Here is a 22273-nt window from a genome sequence, read left to right as displayed (position 1 = left end):
TGTTGGGTGGGCTGTGCCGTGTGCGCAGCCGTTATGTTGGAAGAACGTTGCGGGATTCGAAAAATTTAGAGGCTGGCGGTCGCTGCAGCCATTGCTCGACCGAAAATCCCTGCCACCTGATCAATTTCCGCTGCGGTAATGACCAGCGGCGGCAGGAAGCGCACCACCGCGCCATGGCGGCCACCGAGTTCGAGAATCAGCCCGCGCTTGAGGCATTCGCGCTGGACCAGCGGTGCCAGTCGCCCAAATGCCGGCGGATGGCCCAGGGCATCCGGCGTACCTGTCGGGTCGACCAGTTCTACGCCAAGCATCAGGCCGCGCCCACGAATGTCGCCCAGTTGCGGGAAATCGCGCTGCAGGATGCGCAAGTGCTCGCTCAACCGTTCGCCCATGGAGGCAGCGTGATCGCAAACCTTGTGTTCGACCAGATAACGCATCACCGCGGAACCCGCGGCCATGGCCATCTGATTGCCACGGAACGTGCCAGCATGGGCGCCCGGCAGCCAGGTGTCGAGCCAGTCGCGGTAAACCACCACCGCCAATGGCAGGCTGCCGCCGATGGCCTTGGACATCACCACCACGTCCGGGATGATTCCGGCGTGCTCGAAGGCGAACATCTTGCCGGTGCGAGCAAAACCGCTCTGGATTTCATCGACGATCAGCGCTACCCCCGCCTGCTCGGTAATGCGCCGCAAACCGCGCAACCAGTCGAGGTCAGCGGGAATCACCCCGCCCTCCCCCTGCACCACTTCCACAATCACGGCAGCCGGCAATTGCACGCCGGCCTCGGGATCGTTCAGCAGGTTTTCGAGGTAATTGAGATTGGCCTGCACGCCTTGCGCACCGCCCAGGCCAAACGGGCAACGATAGTCGTAGGGATAGGGCATGAACTGCACGCCGTTGCCGAGCAGCGCACCCATCGGCTTTTTCGGCCCCAGGCTGCCCATCAGGCTCAATGCGCCCTGGCTCATGCCGTGGTAACCGCCCTGGAACGACACCACGGTGCTGCGTCCGGTGGCGGTGCGCACCAGTTTCAACGCTGCTTCCACGGCGTCGGTGCCGGTCGGACCGCAGAACTGGATTTTCGCTTGCGCAGCCAGCGCTGGCGGCAGCAGGCCGAACAGGTCCTGGACAAACTGATCCTTGACTGGCGTAGTCAGGTCGAGGGTGTGCAGCGGCAGTTCATCGGCCAGCACCTGTTGGATCGCGTCGATCACCACGGGGTGGTTATGCCCCAGCGCCAGCGTTCCCGCGCCGGCCAGGCAGTCGATGAAGCGACGCCCCTCGACATCTTCGACATGAATGCCCTTGGCGCGCTTGAGGGCCAGGGGAATGCGTCGCGGGTAGCTGCGGGCATTGGATTCCTGCTGGCTCTGGCGGGTAAGTAACGGCGAGTCGTTGAATTGATAAAGCATTTCGGCCGGCGTCGTCCGGGCCGACTGATCTTCCACAAGGCTGGTAGCGACTGACATCTCTCGACCCTTCAGTAGGTTTTCCTGTTCTGGAAACGCATTAGCGCACCGAGGATTTAGCCCCTTGGTCAGGTTTCTCTGCTGATCGTGCCAGGGCCTTCTGCATGGGGATGGCGTGCAGACCGGCGGTGGTGAAGGCTTGCGCGCAGGGCTGATAACCGAGGTGGCAATAAAAAGGCTCGCCAGTGCGCGTGCTGTTGAGGTGCACCTCCACCCGCCCCTGCTCGATCAGCCAACTTTCAGCGTCGTGCACCAGCGCTCGCCCGGCGCCACGGCGAAACCACTCCGGCAGCACATAACAAAGGGCCAGCCGGCCACTGAGGGTGGCCATCGCAACGCCGACCGGTTTGTCCTGCAGCAGGGCGATGTTGAGGTACAGCCGGGGGTCAGCCAACCATGGCTGGATATGTTCGAGGGTTTTGTTGCGGGTCCAGATGGCGAGGGTGTGGGGGTCATTGCGGTGGTCGAGGGCACAGCCGACGCGTATCGATCGCTCGATGATGCGGCTGATGATGCCGGTGTCGGCAGGGCTGGCTTTGCAGACTTGCAGGGGTGATTGCATGGAGCTGTTACCTCAATCCATTGAGAGAAAGCTGCGATGCAAGATAGCGCTGGGGTGGGGGCAAGGCTAATGGAGAGGCGTTACATTTGATGTGGGGCTGGCAAAGAACCTCATTGCCTGTGCTGGCGCCATCGCGGGCAAGCCCGCTCCCACCGTGAATTGTCGTCGTGCACAAAGCTATTGTGGGAGATTACGGGCTGTCAAACCGACTGCAACGGCATCGTCAGTTCCACCCGAAGGCCATCCGGCCGGCTGTCGAAATGCAGGGTACAGCCGCAGCGCTGGACAATGGCCTGTACGATCGCCAGCCCCAGGCCGCAGCCGGTGCTCTGGCCGTTGCGCCAGAATCGCTGGGTCAGGTGTTGCAGATCGTCCGCCGCAATACCCGGGCCATGGTCGCGGACCACGAATCGTACGCGGTTATCGCGGGTTTCGAGGCTCAGCTCCACCGGGCCGTCGTTCGGCGTATGGCGCAGGGCGTTGTCCAGCAGATTGCGCAGCGCGGCTATCGACAGCACGGCAGGCATTTGCACCGGCGCATGGGACAGCGTCGACGCCGGTTTGAAGGTGATGCGCTGGCGTTCACCGCTGGCGGCGTCCTGAATCGCCAGTTTCGCCACCTGTTCGGCATCGCATTGCACACCGTCATCGAATGACAGGCTGCCCTCGACCCGCGCCAGCAACAGCAATTGTTCGAGGGTCCGGTGCATGCGGTCGGCCCCTTCCTCAGCCTTGGCCAGGGATTGGTCCCGCGCCGCGCCTTCGGTCATGCGCGCCACTTGCAGGTGGGTCTTGATGGCCGTCAGTGGGCTGCGCAACTCATGGGCGGCATCGCCCGTGAGGCGGCGCTCGCGCTCGATGGTCTTGCCGATGCGCTGTAGCAGCTGGTTCTGGGTATCCAGCAGCGGCTTCAACTCACTGGGCAGCGGCTGGATCTGCAAGGGTTCCAGGGAATCGGCGCTGCGGCGCATCAAGGCATCGCGCATGCGGTTGAGCGGCGCCAGCCCCTGGCCGATGCCCAGCCACAGCAGGCACAGACAACCCAGCAGTGCCACACCGACCGGCACCGAGGCAGCCAACAGGATCGACATGTTCAGGGCTTCACGCTCGATCTGCCGGTCTGCCGTGGTGATGCGCAGGTCGCCACGGGCCAGGGTGAAGCTGCGCCACGGCGCGCCATCGATGATCTGATCGTGAAAGCCCATTTTCTCGGCTTCCAGGGTTTGCTGCGGGTCGGTGTGACTGCGGGCAAGGATTTCACCGCGCAAGGAGCTGACCTGGCACGCCATACCGCCCGGAATGTTCAGTTGTTCGGCGCTGAAATGGGTGCCCTCGCCCTTGGTCGGCAGGGCCGGCAATTGCTCCATCAGCCCGGCGACCATGCGCGCCGAGGCCACCAGCCGCTGGTCGAGGGAAAACATCATCTGGTTGCGCAGGTCACTGAGCATCCAGGCCGCCGCCAGCGCCCAGATCAGCGCAAAAGCAGCGCCCAGGGTCAGGCTCAAGCGCACACGCAGGCTCATCACTTGGATTCTTCTCCACCGTCGGCCGGCCCCAGGCGATAACCCAGGCCGCGCACCGTCTCGACAATGCCATTGCCGAGTTTGCGCCGCAGGTGATGGATATGCACGTTGAGGGCGTTGCTTTCCAGTTCGTCATTGAAGCCGTAGACGCTGTCTTTCAGTTGCTCGGTCGACAGCACCCGGCCACGGTTGTGCAGCAAAGCCTGCAACAGCGACTGTTCACGCCGGGACAAGTCCACTGGCTGGCCGCCGAGCAGGGTCTCGCGGCTGCTCGGGTCGTACGTCAGGCGACCGTGCTCGATCAGGTTGACGCTGCGCCCCGCCACGCGTCGCAGCAGCGTGTGCAGGCGGGCGGCCAGTTCACGCAGATCGAACGGTTTGAGCAGGTAATCGTCGGCCCCCGCTTGCAGGCCATCGACCCGATCGGTCACCGAATCGCGCGCGGTCAGGATCAACACCGGGATTTCCAGGCCGCTTTGGCGCAACTGCTGCAACAGCTTCAAACCGTCTTCATCGGGCAGGCCGAGATCGAGCACCATCACGTCGAACTCCGCGACCTTGAGCATCGCCCGTGCCTTGGACGCCGTATTGACGTGCTCCACAGTCAGGCCCTGAGCCGTGAGCCCGGCGACGATCCCGCTGGCGATCAACTCATCGTCTTCGCAAACCAGTACGTGCATGGGAACTCCCGTGGTAAAAGCCAGAGTCAACCAGCTGCGGATTAAGCCGCAATTATGGCAAGCGACCGCCCTGACGAGAAGCGCGGCGGTGGTTTACCCTGTTGACGAAAAAAGGGGATTGCGGGCCAACCGCGTAAAAATCGCGGTTAATCACCGGTTAATCACTCATCTCTAATGTGCAATCACTTGCACAGGAACAAGGTTTTTTCATGCGTCACTTCTTTCTACTGTTCGTTCTGTTGATCTCGGGACTGGCCCAGGCAGGCACAGATCCCTTCGCGTCAAAGCCGGATTTTTTGCCCGTGGACAAAGCCTTCGTCCTCACCTCTGAACGTCTGGAGTCCGGTGAAACCCAGCTGTTCTGGCAGATCGCCCAGGGCTACTACCTCTATCAGAAGCGCATGAAGTTCGACGGGTTGGCCGCGCAAAACCAGCCAACGCTGCCCGATGGCGAAGCCCACAGCGACGAGTTTTTCGGCGAGCAACCGGTGTATCGCCAGGGCGTGGAAGTGAAGATCCCGGCCAGCGCCAGCGGTTCGATCAAGGTCAGCTATCAAGGCTGCGCCGACGCAGGCCTGTGTTATCCGCCGCAGACCCGGGTCATCGACCTGGGTGGCGCAGCCGTCGCTCAAACCGGCGGCGAAGCCCCGGATCAAGCCCTGGCCAGCAGCCTGCAACAACGGGCGCTGGGCTGGAGCCTGCTGGTGTTCTTCGGCCTGGGCCTGTTACTGGCCTTTACACCTTGCTCGTTGCCTATGCTGCCGATCCTGGCCGGTTTGATCGTCGGCAGCGGCGCTACGCCCAAGCGCGGCTTTGCCCTGGCCACCAGCTACGTGGTGAGCATGGCCCTGGTGTACGCGGCGATGGGCGTCATCGCGGCGCTGCTCGGGGCGAACTTGCAGGCGTGGTTGCAAAACCCATGGTTGCTCGGCAGCTTCGCCGCCGTGTTCGTACTGCTGGCGTTGCCGATGTTCGGCTTCTTCGAACTGCAACTGCCGGTCGCCGTGCGTGATCGCCTGGAGAATGTCTCGCGCAATCAGCGCGGTGGCAGCCTGCTCGGCGCCGGCGTGCTGGGCGCTTTGTCCGGCCTGCTGGTGGGGCCTTGCATGACGGCGCCCCTGGCCGGTGCCCTGCTCTATATCGCGCAAAGCGGCAATGCGCTGCACGGCGGGCTGATTCTGTTCGCCCTGGGCATCGGCATCGGTGTGCCGCTGTTGCTGCTGGTGACGGTGGGGAACCGCTTCATGCCCAAGCCCGGTGCCTGGATGAACCTGGTCAAGGGCGTATTCGGTTTCCTGTTCCTGTCCACCGCACTGCTGATGTTGCGGCCAGTACTCAATCCATCGCTCTGGCTAGGCCTGTGCGGCGCCCTGTTGTTGATTGCCGCCTACAGCGCCTGGAAACAGTCGGACGGATTCGGGCGCCTGGCACGTCTGTTTGGCGCCAGCTCGCTGTTGCTCGGTTTGTGGGGCAGCCTGCTGATCGTCGGCGCGGCAGGCGGCAGCGATGATCTGTACCAGCCGTTGCACGTCTACAGCGGGTCGAAGACCGCTGCCGCGGGTCGCGCTGTCGGCCACGAAGCCTTCACCACGGTCAGTGACCCCACGGCTCTGCAGCGGGAACTGGATGCGGCGAAAACCGAGGGTCAGTGGGTACTGCTGGACTACTACGCCGACTGGTGCAGGCCGTGCAAAATCATGGAAACACAGGTATTCGGCCAGGCCCGCGTGCTCGACGCCCTGAGTGATGTGCGCCTGTTGCGCCTGGACGTCACTGCCGACAACGCCGCCAGCCGCGAACTGCTGGCCCGTTACAAAGTCCCGGGCCCACCGACGTTCCTGTGGATCGGCGCCGACGGCGAAGAACGCCGCAGCCAGCGCATCACGGGCGAAGTGGACGCTGACACCTTCCTGCAACGCTGGACTACCACCCGAGAAGCCCGCTAATGCTGACTTTGACCCTCGGTACGTTTGCCATCGCGCTTAATCATCTGCTGCTGATCAGTGCGCTGGCGCTGGCGACGTTTGTCGGCTGGCGCGCGGCCAAGCGTGGTGGCGAGAACCCCGAGTCCGTCCTTTTCAGTCTGTTCCTGCTGGGCATGCTCGCCGCGCGGATCAGTTTCGTCGCGCTGTACTGGATGCACTATCGCAACGATCCATGGCAGGTGATCGACCTGCGCGATGGCGGCTTCCTTGCCCTGCCCGGGGTGATCGTGCTGCTGCTCGCGGCGCTGTATCGCGGCTGGCGTCGTCCCGGTCTGCGCCGTCCGTTGGGTTATGGCGTGGCCAGCGGCCTGGCGTTCTGGTTGCTGGCAACCTTCTCGCTGAGCCTTTACGAGCAAGGTACGCGTTTGCCGGACATTGCCTTGCGCAATGCCGCCGGGGAAACCGTGCAGTTGGCGGACTACCAGGGCGGGCCGCTGGTGATCAACCTCTGGGCCACCTGGTGCCCGCCGTGTCGCCGGGAAATGCCGGTGCTGGAGAGTGCCCAGCAACGTCGGCCAGACCTGACCTTCCTGTTCGTCAATCAGGCCGAAAGCATGCAAAGCGTCAGTACGTTCCTGGAAACCCAGGGCCTGAGCCTGTCCAACGTGCTGTTCGATGGCAGCGGCCGCCTGGGTCAGGCCGTGGGCTCCATGGCGCTGCCAACTACGCTGTTTTACAGCCCTGACGGTCGCCTGCTGGGCAGCCACCTGGGCGAACTGTCGGAAGCCAGCCTGGCCCGTGCCCTGGAAAACTTCGAAACTCCGAATCCGGCCGCACAGGCCACCTCGTCAAGGAAACTGCCATGCCCCGCCTCCGCCACCTGCTGACACTGACCCTCGGCGCAGCCCTGCTGCACCTGCCAGCGGTGCAGGCTGCCGAAGAATTGCCTGCTGCGATCAAGAAGATCGAAGCCAAAGGCGCCAAAATCGTGGGCCAGTTCGACGCGCCCGACGGCCTGCGCGGGTACGCCGCGCAGTACCAGAACCGAGGCATCGCGCTGTACCTGACCCCGGACGGCAAGCATGTGTTGTTGGGCAATCTGTACGACGAAGCCGGCAATGACCTGAGCAGCGCACCGCTGCAGAAACTGGTGTATGCGCCGATGGCCAAGGAAGTCTGGGCCAAGTTCGAAGCCAGTGACTGGATCCAGGACGGCAACAAGGATGCGCCGCGCACGGTCTATCTATTCAGTGACCCGAACTGCCCTTACTGCAACATGTTCTGGGAGCAGGCGCGGCCGTGGGTCAAGGCCGGCAAGGTGCAGTTGCGGCACATCATGGTGGGCATCATCCGCGAAGACAGCCCGGGTAAGTCGGCGGCATTGCTGGCCGCCAAGGACCCGCAAAAAGCCCTGCAGGACCACGAGTCAGCGGGCAAGGCCAGCACGCTCAAGGCGCTCAAAGACGTACCACCTGCCATTCAGGCGAAACTGGCGGCGAACATGCAGTTGATGGAAGAACTTGAATTGCAGGCGACGCCGGCAATTTTCTACATGGATGACAAGGGTGAGCTGCAACAGCAGCAGGGCGCCCCTTCGCCGGACAAGTTGGTGAAGATTCTCGGGCCGAAGTAACCGTTCCCTGTAGGAGCGAGCTTGCTCGCGATGAGGGTGTATCAGTCAATGCATGTACTGGCTGACACTCCGTCATCGCGAGCAAGCTCGCTCCTACAGAAAACTAGCGGTTTCTTTCGCTCAGGAACATCAACAACGTCTCGGTCACGAACGCTGGGTTCTCCAGGTTGGAGATATGCCCCGCTTGCGGCACCTCGACATACGGGCAGCCAATCAATTCGGCCATTTCCCGAGCCTCGGCCGGTGGTCGTGGCTTGTCCTGATCGCCGCCCATCACCAGCGTGGTGGCCGGGTTCAACTCGGGCAGGCGTGAAAGGAAATCGTCGCGCCCGAAGGTGATCCGCCCCATCGGAGCAATGCTCTGGCGCAGGCGCTCAGCGGGCAGCGCCGCGAGAGCCTGGTAAAAGTCGCGATAGAGCGCCGACTCTGGATCGATGCCCGGACGGAAGAAGATCGGCACGATGATATCGAGCTGTTGGGGGGCGATCACGCCGCTGTCTTCGATCTGCTTGAGCAGCGAGAAATAATACTGGCGGGTGGGCTCAGGCTCGGCGCCGAGATAGGTGTCCATCAGCACCAGGCCATTGATCCGCTGTGGCGCCGCCAACGCCAGGCGCGCGCCCCACATGCCACCGACCGACAGGCCCACCAGGGTGACCCGATCGATGTCCAGATGGTCGAGCAACACCAAGGCCTGGCGGGCGATGTCGTCAAGATTCGCGGTGCCGTCGGGCAAGCGCCCGGACTCGCCGTGGCCCCACAGGTCCAGGCCAATGACCCGGTAATGCGGCGACAGTGCGGCAATCTGCGGCGCCCACATGGCCTGGTCCCACAGGTAGCTGCCGGCCAGCAATACCGCCGGGCCGGAACCCTCGTCAATGTAATGAAGGGGTTGTCCGTCAATCGTTACGAAGGGCATCGACTGGTTCCTCTGCGAGAAAGAGAAGTGGCAGACTGAGGGGGCGGTGGCGGATCGTCAATCGGGGAAATGTACGGGATTGTAGATGGGGGCTTTGTGGTGCCTGGACGGGCCTCATCGCGGGCAAGCCCGCTCCCACAGTGGTCGGTGTTGTACATGTAACATGTGTTCAACATTGAACCCTGTGGGAGCGGGCTTGCCCGCGATGAGGCCGCAACAGACACCGGAGATTACAACCCCTCCAACTCCGCCATCAGGTCGTTCAACCGATCCGCCTTCTCCCCGGTGATTTCACTGGCCGCCAACCCTTCGATGTACTCCGCCAGTTCCTGCACCGTGCTGCATTCGAACATCGCCCGCAGCGGCACATCCCGTTGCAGGGTTTTCTGCACCCGTGAAGCAATTTGCGTCGCCAGCAGCGAATGTCCACCCAGTTCGAAGAAATTGTCGCGAATGCCCACCTGCTCGACCTTCAAGACCTCGGCCCAGATATCAGCCAGGGTCTGTTCCAGTTCATCGCGCGGCGCCCGGTAATCCTCGCTCTGCAACTGGCCGATCTCCAGCGCCGGCAAGGCCTTGCGATCCAGTTTGCCGTTGGCGTTGAGCGGCATGCGCTCCAGCCACAACCAGTGCAGCGGGACCATGTATTCCGGCAGCTCGGCACGCAGGTGCTGCTTGATGCGCTCCAGCCGATCGCTCGGGCTCAGAGTGGCATCAACCGCCACCAGATAACCGACCAGATGCTTGCCATTCGCCCCCTCCTGCACACCGACCGCCGCTTCACGCACCTCTGGCTGTTCATGCAGGCGCGCTTCGATTTCACCCAGCTCGATGCGATAGCCACGAATTTTCACCTGATGGTCGATACGGCCGACGTACTCCAGCACGCCGTCGCTGCGCCGACGAGCCAGGTCACCGGTGCGATACAAGCGCTCGCCCGGCTCACCAAACGGGTCAGGCACGAACACCTGGGCAGTACGCAACGGATCGCTGACATAGCCGCGGCCAACCCCGGTGCCGGCCACGCACAACTCGCCCACAGCCCCCAACGGCACCAGTTCCAGCGCGCCATCGAGCAGATACAAACGGTTGTTGTCGGTGGGGGTACCAATGGGCAGGTAGCTGCCACGGGTCGAGGCCAGGTCGACGCGGAAAAACGCCACGTCGTCCGAGCACTCCGCCGGCCCGTAGGCATTCACCAACCCGATATCCGGATAGCGCAATAACCATTGATGAGCCAGTTCCGGCGGCATCGCTTCGCCGGTCGGTAACATCCAGCGCAGGCCATCCAGACTCATGCGTTCCTGAGCGAGCATGCCCTGGATCAGCGACGGTACGCTTTCCAGCACGGTGATGCCCTGCGAGGAAACGTGCGCCAGCAACCCCTGCGGATCATGGGCAATGGTGTTCGGCACAATGTCGACCCGTGCGCCGAACAACGGCGCGGCAAGGAACTGCCAAACCGAGATGTCGAAGCTTTGCGAAGCGGTCTGCGCAATCACATCCGCCTCGCTCAGGTTCAGGTACGGGACCTTGCTCAACTGATTGTTGAGCATGCCGCGCTGCTCCACCATCACCCCTTTGGGCAAACCGGTGGAGCCCGAGGTGTAGATGACGTAGGCCAGGTTGTCCGGGCCGCTGTAGACACCCGGATTGGCCACCGACAGGGCACTGGCCTGCACCTCTTCCCAAATCAACAGCCGTGGCCTGTGGGCGCAAGCGGTTTCCTCCAACAACGCGAGCGCCTGTTCGCGGCTGGCCTGGGTGCAGACCAGCAACGGCGTGCGGCTCAGGTCGATGATCCGACTCAGGCGCTGGCTCGGCAGACCCGGGTCCAGCGGCAGGTAACCGGCACCGGCCTTGAAGCTGCCGATGATCATCCCGAGCAGATCGAGGCTGCGTTCGGCCAGCAAGGCCACGGGTTGATCCAGCCCGACCCCGGCCGCGATCAGCGCGTGGCCCAAGCGGTTGGCTTGCTGGTTGAGCTCGGCGTAGCTGTGTTGCAGGCCCTGGCAACTGGCGGCGATACGCTGCGGATGCGCGGCCACCTGCGCCTCGAACAGCGCCACATAACCCTGCTCCAGCGGGTAGTCGTGGGCGCTCTGGTTGCAGCCATTGATCAGGAAATCCTGCTCTTCGACGCCCAGCAGCGGCAGGTCGGCCATGTCACCGTGGAAACCCTGGACCAGCGCCAACAGCAAGCGTTTGAACTCGCCGAGCATGCGCTCCACGGTGGACTCATCGAAATAACGCTGGTCAAAAGACAGGTGTAAGCCCAGGTCATCGCCCGGATAGCAAACAGCCGTCAACGGGAAGTTGGTGTGAGTCCGGCCGGAATCAGAGGTGGCATTGAGGCTTTGCGCACGATCCAGCACCGAGACTTCCACCGGCGCGTTCTCGAACACGAACAGGCTATCGAACAGCGGCTGGCTCTTGGGCAGCTCGCTGTGTTCCTGGATGCTCACCAGCGGCAGGTATTCGTATTCGCGCAGTTGCATGTTGCTGTCGAGCAACTCGCTCAACCATTCGCGCACGCTGCAGCGCTGATCATCCTCGGGCATCTTCACCCGCAGCGCGACACTGTTGATGAACAGTCCGACGGTGCGCTGCATCTCGGGCATTTCCACCGGACGCCCGGCCACGGTGACGCCGAACAACACGTCACGATCACCGCTCAGGCGCCGCAGCACCAAGGCCCACGCTGCTTGGGCGAAGGTGTTGATGGTCAACTGGTGAGCCTGCGCCAGCTCGCGCAATTGCGCGCCGTCGCGGGCGTCAAGGCGCGTATGGCAATCGCCGACGATCATGCCGCCGCTGTCGCCTGCGTGTTCACGCAGGAACGGCCGATCGCTCGGAATGGGCGTGGTGCGCTCGAAGCCTCGCAGGTTGTTCTTCCACCACTGCCGTGCCTCGGCCAGGCTCTGGTGTTGGAGCCAGCCGATGTAGTCGCGGTAACGCGGCGCGGGGGCCAATTGTGGTTCACGGCCTTCTCCCAGGGCCATGTAGATGTCGAAGAAATCGTTCATCAGCAGCGAACGGCACCAGGCATCGATGAGGATGTGGTGATTGCTCATCATGAACCAGTAACGCGCTTCGCCGACACGAATCAGGCGCAGGTGGAACGGCGCCTGGTTGAGCAGATCGAAACCGGCTTCGCGCTCGCTCTTGAGCAGGCTTTGCAGCTTTGGCTCCTGTTGGTCATCCGCGATGTCGCGCCAGTCGAGGTAATCGATTGGCGTGCGACCCGGCTTGTGGATCACCTGCAGCATGTCTTCGCCGACGTTCCAGCAGAACGAGGCGCGCAGGGCTTCATGACGGGCGATCACCGCTTGCCAGGCCTCGGCAAAACGCTGCGGATCAAGCGTGCTGTTGATGCGGTAGCGGTCCTGCATGTAGTAGAGGCCGGTGCCCGGTTCAAGTAAGGTGTGCAGCAACATGCCCTCTTGCATCGGCGTCAGCGGGTAAACGTCTTCAATCAGCGCTGCCGCGACCGGCAAGGCATCAAGTTGCACCTGGGTCAGCCTGGCCAGCGGGAAGTCGGACGGGGTCAAGCCGCCCGTGTCGTCTCGCAGGCAATGCTTGATCAGGCTTTGCAGTTCACCGAGGTAGGCTTGCGCCAATTCGCCGATGGTCTGCGCGTCGAAACGTTCGGCGCTGAACGTCCAGCGCAGCACCAGCTCGCCACCGTAAACCTGGCTGTCGACGCTCAGCTCGTTGGGCAGCGGCGCGTGCGGATCGTGAGCGGCACCGACCGGCTCGTCCAGCGGCTGGAACAACGCCTGCTCGCCAAAGCTCTGGTCGAACTGCCCCAGGTAGTTGAAGGTGATCGGAGCCACTGGCAACAAGGCCATGGCCTCGCGGCACGGCTGATCGGCGAGGTAACGCAGCACGCCATAACCCAGACCTTTATGGGGCACGCTACGCAATTGCTCCTTGATGGCCTTGATCGAGGCGCCCTGCCCGGCGGCTTCCTCGATATTCACCGGCGTCAACCGTAGCGGATACGCGCTGGTGAACCAGCCGACGGTACGGGTCAGGTCGATATCGTCGAACAGGGTTTCTCGACCGTGGCCTTCGAGTTGAATCAATGCCGAGGCATTGCCCGTCCAGCGACACAACACCCGGGCCAGGGCAGTCAGCAACAGGTCGTTGACCTGGGTACGATAGGCACTCGGTGCCTCTTGCAGCAGTTGCCGGGTGTGCTCGGCGCCAAGGCGTACGCTGACGGTTTCGCCGTGGCAATGGCGCTGCCCGCCGTCGGCACGCTCGCAGGGTAAATCGGCATTTGGCCCCGCCAGTTGCCCTTGCCACCAGTCCAGCTCTTCGCGCAGGGACTCGCTGCTGGCATAGGCCTGCAGGCGTGCGGCCCAGTCCTTGAAAGCACTGGTTTTCGCCGGCAATTTCACCGCCTGCCCCGCCTCCAGTTGGCGATATACGTTTTGCAGATCGTCCAGTAACACGCGCCACGACACGCCATCGACCACCAAATGGTGGATCGCCAGGAACAACCGCTGCTGCTCCTCGGGCCCATCGACCAGTAACACCCGCATCAGCGGCCCCTGTTCGAGATCGAGGCTGCGTTGCGCATCGGCAAACAGTGCCGCGCATTTGTCCATCGACGTGACTCGCACCTGCCACAGCACCGGCAGGTCGCTGACCGCCTGGTGCACCGCCGTCCAGACGTCCGACTCCTGTCGAAAGCGCAGGCGCAAGGCGTCGTGCTGCTCGATCACCGCCAGCAGTGCCTGCTCAAGTCGGTGAGCTTCGAGTATGACGCCCGGTTGCAGCAGCACGGCCTGGTTCCAGTGCTGACGCTGGGGAATATCACTGTCAAAGAACCAATGCTGAATCGGGGTCAGTCGTGATTCGCCAGTGAGCAGGCCTTGCTCGGCAGTGATTTGCTCGGTGCGACTGGCCACGGCGGCCAGGGTCTGCACGGTCTGGTGCTGGAACAGGTCACGCGGGCTGAAGTGAATGCCCTGCTGCCGCGCGCGGCTCACCACTTGGATCGACAGGATGGAGTCGCCACCCAGCTCGAAGAAGTTGTCGTGGAGGCCGACCTGGGTGACGTTCAGCACCTCGCACCAGATCTGCGCCAGGGTCAGTTCCAGTGCGTTGCTCGGCGCTACGTAGTGTCGGCGATTCAGCTCCAGGTCCGGTGCCGGCAGCGCGCGGCGGTCGAGCTTGCCGTTGGCGGTCAGTGGCATGCCCGCCAGCAGGATCAGGTGCGCCGGCACCATGTATTCCGGCAACTGCGCCTTGAGGTGGTTCTTCAACGCCTCGAGCAGGGCCGCCTGTTGCACTTCGCCCTGCTCGGCGATGTCGGTCGCCAGATAGCCGACCAGTTGCTTGCCGCTCGGGGCGTCCAGCGCCAGCGCCACTGCTTCGCGAATCGCTTCGTGGTCCAGCAGGCGAGTTTCGATCTCCCCGAGTTCGATACGGAAGCCGCGAATCTTCACTTGATGGTCGATACGCCCCAAGTACTCCACCAGGCCGTCGGCGCGCTGGCGCACCAGATCGCCGGTGCGGTACATGCGCCCGCCGGCAAAGGGGTTGGCGACGAAACGCTCCGCAGTGAAGCCCGGACGCTCGTGATAACCCTGGGCCAGGCCCGCGCCACCGACATACAGCTCGCCGGTCGCGCCTTGCGGCACGAGCGCCAGGTCGGCGTCGAGTATGTACGCCACGCGGTCACCGATCACGCTGCCGATCGGTACGCTGCCCAGCCCCTCTTCCAGCACGGGCGGCGCCAGGCAGGCCAACGGCATGACCACGGTTTCGGTCGGGCCGTAGGCGTTGAAGAACAGGCTCGGATTGAAGGCTGCGCGAATGCGCTGCAAATGTTCGCCGGTCAGGGCTTCACCGCCGGTAATGCACATGCGCACCGGCAGGGTTTCACTCTGGGTGGCCAGCCACTGTGCCAGCTGGCTGCCGTAGCTTGGTGTGAAGCCGAGGATGTTCACGTTATGGCGACGGATCAGCCCGCAGATTTCTTCGGCATCCCACTGGCCCTGGGCGCGCAGGACCACTTGCGCACCGCTCAGCAGCGGCACCAGCAGTCGCTCGGTCGCGGCGTCGAAATTGATCGAATAAAAGTGCAGCTCGCAATCGTCCGCTCGCATGCCAAAGCGCTCGATGACCGCACGGCAATGCATGGCGATTTCACCGTGGGACACCAACACGCCTTTGGGTTTGCCGGTGGAGCCTGAGGTGTAGATCAGATAGGCATGATGTTGTGGCAGAGTCAGCGACGGCAGTTCGGTAGCCGGGTAATCGACCAATTGCTCAGCATCTTCCTCAAGGCACCAACGGGCGATGCCCGGTGGCAGCTCGCCGAGGGCCGCAAACATCGCCGCATCGCTGAGCAACAAGCCGACCCCGCTGTCTTCGATCATGTAATGCAGGCGGTCGAGCGGGTATTCCGGATCGAGCGGCACATAGGCACCACCTGCCTTGAGGATCGCCAACAGCCCGATCACCATCTCCAGGGAACGCTCCAGCGCCAGGCCGACACGCACCTGCGGGCCGACGCCGCGCTCACGCAGCATCCAGGCGAGGCGATTGGCACGGCTGTCGAGCTCGGCATAGCTCAGGGTCTGTCCGGCGAAGGTCAGGGCCGGCGCCTCGTTGCGCCGCAACGCCTGCTCAGCGAACAGCAGATGAATGCACTGGTCAAGGCGATGTTCGCCCGATTCGACGCCCAGGCTGTCGAACAGCTGCTGTTGCTCGACGGCTTGCAGCATTGGCAGCTCACTCAGGCGCTGCTGCGGATCGGCGATCAACGCCTCCAGCAGATTGCGCCAATGTGCGGCCATGCGCGCAATGCGCGGCTCGTCGAACAGGTCAGTGCTGTAGGTCAGGCAGCAGCCCAGGCGATGATCGAGGTCGGTGACTTCCAGGTTGAGGTCGAACTTGGTTGCCCGTGCATCGTTGGCCAGGTATTCGACCGTCATGCCATCGAGCATGCGGCTTTGCTGGAACTCCCAGCGCTGCACGTTGCACATCACCTGGAACAGCGGGTTGTAGGCGGCGCTGCGTGGTGGCTGCAAGGCCTCCACCAAATGGTCGAACGGCAGATCCTGATGGGACTGTCCTTCGATGACGGTGTGCCGCACCTGCTCCAGCAGCTCAAGGACCGGCATCTGCCCATCGATCTGGCAACGCAGCACCTGGGTGTTGAGGAAGGCACCGATCAGACCTTCGCTTTCCGGACGGATGCGGTTGGCCACCGGCGCACCGATGCGCAGGTCGGTCTGCCCGCTGTACCGGTAAAGCAGTGCCGCCAGCGTGGCGGTCATGGTCATGAACAGGGTCAGGCCATTGTTGGCGTTGAATGCCCGGACCCTTGCGGCGAGGTCATCGCTGAGGTCAAACCGGAACAACTCGCCCTGATGGCTTTGCACCGGCGGACGCGGACGGTCGGCCGGCAGTTCCAGCAGCGGGTGTTCACGGCCCAGTTGCGCGGTCCAGTAATCGAGCTGGCGCTGGCGCTCGCCGGATTCCAGCCACTGGCGCTGCCACACGCTGTAATCCAGGTATTGCACCGGCAACGGCGCCAGCGGCGACTCGCGGTCATCGACGAACGCTTCGTACAGCACGCTGAGTTCGCGGGCGAAAATGTCCATCGCCCAGCCTTCGGTGACGATGTGGTGCAGGGTCAGCACCAGGTAGTGCTCCTGCTCCGCGCTCTTGACCAAGCAGGCCCGCAGCAGCGGCCCGGTTTCCAGGTTGAAGGGGCGATGCGCTTCGCTATCGGCGAAGGTCTTCACCCGCTGTTCACGCAGGTCATCACCCAGCGCAGAGAAGTCCTGCCAGTCCATGCGCACGCCGATGTCTGCATGCACCCGTTGCTGCGCCACGCCATCGACGCTCGGGAACGTGGTGCGCAAGGTTTCATGACGCAGGATCAGCGCCTGCAACGCCGTCTCGAAGCGTCCGACATCCAGCACCCCGCGCAGGCGGGCCATGCCGCCGACGTTGTAGGCCGGGCTGTCCGGTTCCATCTGCCAGAGGAACCACATGCGCTGCTGGGAATAGGACAGTGGCACTGGCTGGCTGCGATCGACCTTCTCGATCGGCGGTTGCTGGTTGGTCCGGCCGCTGGCCTGAATCAGGCGGACCTGTTCGGCAAAGGCGCCCAGTTCACCGTTTTCAAAGAGCGAACGCAACGCCAGCTCGACGTCGCACGCCTGACGAGTGCGCGAGATGATTTGCGTGGCCAGCAGCGAGTGGCCCCCAAGGGCGAAGAAGTCATCACGCAGCCCCACTTGCGCCAGCCCCAGGACTTCGCGCCAGATTCCGGCGATCTGCTGCTCCAGCGCCGTCACCGGTTCAATATGCTCGACGACCTGCCAGGCAGGTTCGGGCAACGCGCGACGGTCGAGCTTGCCGCTGGGGCCCAGGGGCATTTCCTGTAACCGCATGAGCTGCGCCGGCACCATGTATGGCGGCAGCTCGGCCGCCAGCGCGGTTTTCAGGCGGGTGTTTTGCGCGTCTTCGGCCTCACCGGTTTCAGTGGCGGTGTAATAGCCGACCAGTTGGGCGCCCGCAGCGGTGTCACGCACCAGCACCACCGCTTGCGCGACGCCTTCCTGCGCCAACAAACGCGCCTGGATTTCTTCCGGCTCGACGCGAAAACCGCGCAGCTTGACCTGTTGATCGAGCCGACCGAGGTATTCGATCACACCGTCGCCCGTCCAGCGTGCGCGGTCGCCGGTGCGGTACAGGCGAGCGCCCTGCTCGCCCCACGGATCGACGACAAAGCGTTCGGCCGTCAGCCCCGGGCGCCCGAGATACCCGCGCGCCAGGCCGAGGCCACCGATACACAGTTCTCCCGGCACGCCGGCCGGCAGAGGATTGAGGTCGCTGTCCAAAATACGGCAAATCACGTTGCCCAACGGCCGGCCAATCGGCGAACGCTCGTCATCGGCGGCGGTGCAATGCCAGTGAGTCACGTTGATCGCGGTTTCGGTCGGACCGTAGCGGTTGTGCAGTTGCACCGTCGGCAAGTGTTCCAGCACCCGGTTGCGCAATTGCGCCGACAAGGCCTCGCCGCCGGAGAACACCCGTCGCAGGCTCGAGCATCGGCCACTGAGCGGTTCCTCGATGAACAACGCCAGCAGCGGCGGCACGAAGTGCAGCGTGGTCACGCCAAATTGCCGGACCAGTTCGGCGATACGATGGGGATCGCGGTGCTCGCCGGGACCGGCAATCAACAGCCGTGCGCCCGTGATCAGCGGCCAGAAGCACTCCCAGACCGACACGTCGAAACTGATCGGCGCCTTTTGCATCAACACGTCGCTGTCGTCGAGGCGGTAGGTTTTCTGCATCCATTGCAGGCGCTCGGCCAGGGCGGCGTGGGTGTTGCCGACGCCCTTGGGCTGCCCGGTGGAGCCGGAGGTATAGATCACGTACGCCAGGTTGTCGCCGTGCAAACGCAGGCCCGGCGCCTGGCTCGGCCAGGTTTCCAGGTGGAGCGCGTCCATGGCGATCACGCTGACATCGTCGGCGGCTGGCAGCCTGTCGAGCAACGGGGTTTGCGTCAGCAGCAGTTCCGCCCCGCTGTCACGCAGGATGTAGGCCAGCCGTTCGGCAGGGTAATCCGGGTCCAGCGGCACATAGGCCCCGCCGGCCTTGATGATGGCCAGCAGGCCGATCAGGAGTTGTGGCGAACGCTCGGCGGCGATGGCCACGCAGACGTCCGGCCCCACGCCTTTGTCGCGCAGGTAATGCGCCAAACGGTTGGCCTGGGTGTGGAGTTCGGCGAAATCCAGGCTGCCACCCTCCCACACCAATGCGGTGCGCTGGGGCGTCTGGCGCGCCTGTTCGGTCAGCAGCTCCGGCAGCCATTGGTTGGCGGGCGCGCAGGGCGAAATGTTCCAGCGGGCTTGTTGCTCCAGTTCACTGGACGCCAGCATTTGCAGGTCGCCGACGGCTGTCTGCGGTTGCGCGCAGACAGAGCGCAGCAGGTTGCAGTAATGCTCGGCCAGGCGCTCGATGGTCGAAGCGTCGAACAGCTCGCTGGCGTAGTCGAAGGACAGCCTCAATCGGCCGTTGCGGTCTTCTTCGCTGTGCAGTTGCAGGTCGAACTTGGCTTCGCGGCTGTGCCACGGCAGCTCTTCGGCAAGCAGTCCAGGCAGGCGTCGCAGGGCACTCAAGTCCCGTTGCTGGTGGTTGAACATCACCTGGAACAGGCCCTGTTCGCGAGCCTGGGGAAACGCTTCGAGCAGTTGCTCGAACGGCAAGTCCTGATGTGCTTGCGCGCCCAGTGTCGCAACGCGGGTTTGCGCCAGCAGCGTCAGGAATGGCAAGCGCGAATCCAGCTCGGCGCGCAGTACCTGGGTGTTGATGAAGAACCCTATCAGGCCCTGGGTTTCCAGGCGCGGACGGTTCGCATTGGGCACGCCGACGCGGATGTCACGCTGACCGCTGTAGCGGTGCAACAAGCTCTGGAACGCCGCGAGCAACAGCATGAACGACGTGGACTCATGAGCCTGGGCGGTCTGGCGAATGGCGGTGCTGAGACCGGCATCCAGCCTCACCGTGTGCCGGGCGGCGCTGTGCTGACGTTGCGCTGAGTGCGGGTGGTCGGTGGCCAGATCCAGGGTCGGATGATCATCGCCCAATTGCGCTTTCCAGTACGCCAATTGCCGCTCGCTCTCGCCCTGCGCCAACCATTGACGCTGCCAGCTGCCATAGTCGGCGTACTGGGTCGGCAGTGGCGCAAGCGTCACCGTTTGCCCTTGGGACGCGGCGGCGTACAACTGCGCGAACTCGTCGATCAGTATGTTCAGCGACCAGCCGTCGGCGATGATGTGGTGCAGCGTCACCAGCAACTGGTGATCGTCCTCATCAAGGCGCACCACGGTGACCCGCAGCAGCGGGCCCTTCTCCAGATCGAACTGGGTCTGTGCTTCATCGTCACGTATTTGTCGCGCCCGAGCCTCACGCTCGACAGCGGGCAGGTTGCTGATGTCGATGCGTTGCAGGTTGAAGGCGCCCGGCGCATCGATCTGTTGCAGCGCCACGCCGTCGCGTTCGAAAAAACGCGTGCGCAGGGACTCATGCCGCTCGATCAACTGCTCGAAACCGCCAAGCAACGCGGCTTCATCCAGTTCCCCGCGCAGCCGCAAGGCGCCGGGGATGTTGTAGGCGCAGCTGTGCGGGTCCAGTTGCCAGGTGATCCACAGACGGTTTTGTGCCAGCGATTGCGGCAAGGCTTCGCTGCGCGACAACGTGCTGATTGCCCCCTGAGGCAGGTCGCCGTCCAGTTGCTGCTGTGCGACGGCGGCGGTAAAGGCACCCAGCGTTGGCGCTTCGAACAGCAGGCTCAGGTTCAACTGCAGGCCCAGCGCTTCGCGCAAACGCGCCACCACCTGGGTGGCGGCAATCGAGTTGCCGCCGAGCAGGAAGAAGTGGTCGTCGGCACTGACCTGCGGCACCTGCAACTGTTCGGCCCAGATGCGCCCGATCAGGCTTTGCAGCTCGCAAGCGGATTGAGGGTGCTCTTGATCGGCCACAGTCGCGGTTGGGAACAGCGCATAGCTGTCGAGGCTGCCGTCGGCCAGGCGGCTGCGGCAGGCCGAACGTTGCAGCTTGCCGCTGGACGTTTTCGGCAAGGCGCCAGGATTGAGCAGCACCACCACGCTCGGTGTTTCTTGATAGGCCTCGGCCACTGCCTGGCGAATGACTTTGATCAGCCCCTCGGGGGGCAGGATTTTCTGCACGCTGCGGCTGATTTCCGCCGCGATACCGATACCTTCCTGACCGTCGACAGTCACCGCGAACGCCGCGACCCGACCCTTGCGCACCACTTCCACCTCTCGCTCGACGGTCTGCTCGATGTCTTGCGGGTAAAGGTTGTGTCCACGCACGATCAGCATGTCTTTCAGGCGCCCGGTGATGAACAGCTCGCCGTGATGCAAGAAGCCCAGGTCGCCGGTGCGCAGCCAGGTCCTGCCCTGATGTTGCACAAAGGTTTCGGCACTGGCCTCGGGGTTGCGCCAATAGCCATGGGCGATGCTCGGGCCGGTGGCCCAGACTTCGCCGACCGCCTGCTGGGCCAACTCGCCAAGCGTGACCGGGTCGACCACCCGCACCGCGTGATCCGGCTGGCTGAAACCGCAACTCATGATTGCGCTGCCCTCGCCCATCTCGGCACGGTTTTGCGCCAGCGCCTGGTCATCCACCCGCAGGTTGCCGATGCCCTGGCCGCGGGGCGTGCCGGCGACGAACAACGTGGCTTCGGCCAGTCCGTAGGACGCCATGAAACAGTCCGGAGTGAAGCCTGCGACGGCGAACTTTTCGGCGAAACGATCAAGGGTGTCGAGGCGAATGGGTTCAGACCCGGAATAGGCAACCCGCCAGCTGCTCAGATCGAGACGTTCCAACGCCGATTCGCTGACCCGCTCACTGCACAGCCGATAGGCGAAATCCGGCCCACCGCTGATGGTGCCGCCGTATTCGCTGATGGCTTCCAGCCAGCGCAATGGCCGGCCGAGAAAATAAGCCGGCGACATCAACACGCAGGGCACGCCGCTGAAAATAGGCTGCAACAGGCCACCGATCAAACCCATGTCGTGGTACAGCGGCAACCAACTGACGATCACATCGTCTGGGTTCACATCGATGCCGAAGCCTTGGCGAATCAACAGTTCGTTGGCCACCAGGTTGCCGTGACTGACTTGCACGCCCTTGGGCAGCGCCGTGGAACCGGAGGTGTATTGCAGAAACGCGAGGTGGTCGTGCGTCAGGACTGGCTCAAGCCAACGTTCGGCCAGCGTGCAGTCGAGGGTATCGACGCACAGCAGCGGCGGCGCACCTTCTATCTGTTGCAAAGCATCACGCAGGCCGGCGCTGGTCAACAGCAGGCGCGGTTCAGCATCGTCGATGATCGACAGCAGGCGCTCCTGGTGATGGCGTTTGCTCGACTCCGGCGGATAGGCCGGCACCGCGATCACGCCGGCATACAGACAGCCGAAAAAGGCTGCGACGTAATCCGGACCGCTCGGAAATAACAGGACCGCGCGATCGCCAAAATCCGTTTCGGCCTGCAACGCACCGGCAATCGTACGGGCCCGCTGATCCAGTTCGCGATAACTGAGCACGACTGCCTGATCTGCGGTTTCGGCGAGGAAACGCAAGGCCACGCGGTCCGGCGTCAGGGCCGCACGGCGAGCCAGGGCTTGGACCAGAGTGCTAGGGGTTTCGAACGCGTCGGTCATGGGGGTTCCTGCCTGAATTCGGGGTGGTGTGCTGACGTCACGCCCTTCACAGGGCATGCGGGACGCGGTCTTCGCCGACCACGCGAGGCATTGGCAATGCGGTTGCGGCGCGAGCGTGCGCCCGCAGCCATTCACCCATGAGAACGGATGACGTCTTGAAATAATTAGTCGGCGGGCTGGGTCGCCAATGGGGAGCAATCCATGGAAGTGCGCCCTGGCTGGGTGCGGCAGTGTGTCGCAAGTCTCACTCTTGCACCGCCGTTATGCATTGTTTCTCTTTCTCATTTGACAATCATTATCATTAAGAATAATTTGTCGCTCGATATGTCGGACGGC

9 protein-coding genes are annotated in these 22273 nt (G+C 63.5%); 3 read left to right on the top strand and 6 right to left on the bottom strand.

Features of this window, described 5'->3' with window-relative positions:
• Positions 1 to 65 precede the first annotated feature (65 nt).
• The 4 genes from AB4N64_RS03990 to AB4N64_RS03975 form a co-directional block, all read right to left on the bottom strand.
• Positions 66 to 1472 carry a diaminobutyrate--2-oxoglutarate transaminase gene (locus AB4N64_RS03990; protein WP_460122174.1) on the bottom strand — a complete coding sequence of 469 codons (1407 nt, stop codon included), beginning with the start codon at positions 1470 to 1472 and terminating at the stop codon, positions 66 to 68.
• A 40-nt stretch (positions 1473 to 1512) separates the two neighbouring features.
• Positions 1513 to 2034 (bottom strand): GNAT family N-acetyltransferase, encoded by a 522-nt coding sequence (locus AB4N64_RS03985; RefSeq protein ID WP_460122172.1) that lies wholly within the window; start codon positions 2032 to 2034, stop codon positions 1513 to 1515.
• A 200-nt stretch (positions 2035 to 2234) separates the two neighbouring features.
• Positions 2235 to 3560, bottom strand: a complete 1326-nt coding sequence (locus AB4N64_RS03980) for an ATP-binding protein (RefSeq protein WP_460122171.1) — start codon at positions 3558 to 3560, stop codon at positions 2235 to 2237.
• Positions 3557 to 4237 carry a response regulator gene (locus tag AB4N64_RS03975; protein WP_460122169.1) on the bottom strand — a complete coding sequence of 227 codons (681 nt, stop codon included), beginning with the start codon at positions 4235 to 4237 and terminating at the stop codon, positions 3557 to 3559. Before AB4N64_RS03975 ends, AB4N64_RS03980 begins: the two co-directional genes overlap by 4 nt.
• Positions 4238 to 4446: 209 nt before the next feature.
• On the opposite strand from AB4N64_RS03975, the gene dsbD reads away from it, so the two are divergent.
• Genes dsbD through dsbG form a run of 3 tightly spaced genes read left to right on the top strand, consistent with a single transcriptional unit; the run spans position 4447 to position 7795 of the window.
• The gene (gene dsbD, locus AB4N64_RS03970) at positions 4447 to 6183 is read left to right on the top strand and encodes a protein-disulfide reductase DsbD (protein WP_460122167.1); all 1737 of its coding nucleotides are present in this window, start codon (positions 4447 to 4449) and stop codon (positions 6181 to 6183) included.
• The gene (locus AB4N64_RS03965; protein WP_460122165.1) at positions 6183 to 7049 is read left to right on the top strand and encodes a prolipoprotein diacylglyceryl transferase family protein; all 867 of its coding nucleotides are present in this window, start codon (positions 6183 to 6185) and stop codon (positions 7047 to 7049) included. The genes dsbD and AB4N64_RS03965 overlap by 1 nt, the downstream gene beginning before the upstream one ends.
• Positions 7025 to 7795, top strand: coding sequence for a thiol:disulfide interchange protein DsbG (gene dsbG / locus AB4N64_RS03960; protein WP_460122163.1), 771 nt, complete (start codon positions 7025 to 7027; stop codon positions 7793 to 7795). Before AB4N64_RS03965 ends, dsbG begins: the two co-directional genes overlap by 25 nt.
• 103 nt (positions 7796 to 7898) lie before the next feature.
• Here dsbG and AB4N64_RS03955 read toward each other — a convergent pair whose 3' ends face one another.
• Both AB4N64_RS03955 and AB4N64_RS03950 read right to left on the bottom strand, forming a co-directional pair.
• Positions 7899 to 8714 carry an alpha/beta fold hydrolase gene (locus AB4N64_RS03955; protein ID WP_460122162.1) on the bottom strand — a complete coding sequence of 272 codons (816 nt, stop codon included), beginning with the start codon at positions 8712 to 8714 and terminating at the stop codon, positions 7899 to 7901.
• A gap of 230 nt (positions 8715 to 8944) precedes the next feature.
• Positions 8945 to 21937 (bottom strand): non-ribosomal peptide synthetase, encoded by a 12993-nt coding sequence (locus AB4N64_RS03950; RefSeq protein ID WP_460122160.1) that lies wholly within the window; start codon positions 21935 to 21937, stop codon positions 8945 to 8947.
• Between the last annotated feature and the right edge of the window lie 336 nt (positions 21938 to 22273).

It is taken from the genome of Pseudomonas sp. S2_C03 (assembly GCF_054668405.1).
This window is presented reverse-complemented; position numbering and strand designations above follow the sequence as displayed.

Coding starts and splice junctions, on each gene's coding strand:
- AB4N64_RS03990 (WP_460122174.1), bottom strand. CDS start 1,472: ATGTCAGTCGCTACCAGCCTTGTGGAAGATCAGTCGGCCCGGACGACG.
- AB4N64_RS03985 (WP_460122172.1), bottom strand. CDS start 2,034: ATGCAATCACCCCTGCAAGTCTGCAAAGCCAGCCCTGCCGACACCGGC.
- AB4N64_RS03975 (WP_460122169.1), bottom strand. CDS start 4,237: ATGCACGTACTGGTTTGCGAAGACGATGAGTTGATCGCCAGCGGGATC.
- dsbD (WP_460122167.1), top strand. CDS start 4,447: ATGCGTCACTTCTTTCTACTGTTCGTTCTGTTGATCTCGGGACTGGCC.
- AB4N64_RS03965 (WP_460122165.1), top strand. CDS start 6,183: ATGCTGACTTTGACCCTCGGTACGTTTGCCATCGCGCTTAATCATCTG.
- dsbG (WP_460122163.1), top strand. CDS start 7,025: ATGCCCCGCCTCCGCCACCTGCTGACACTGACCCTCGGCGCAGCCCTG.
- AB4N64_RS03955 (WP_460122162.1), bottom strand. CDS start 8,714: ATGCCCTTCGTAACGATTGACGGACAACCCCTTCATTACATTGACGAG.
- AB4N64_RS03950 (WP_460122160.1), bottom strand. CDS start 21,937: ATGACCGACGCGTTCGAAACCCCTAGCACTCTGGTCCAAGCCCTGGCT.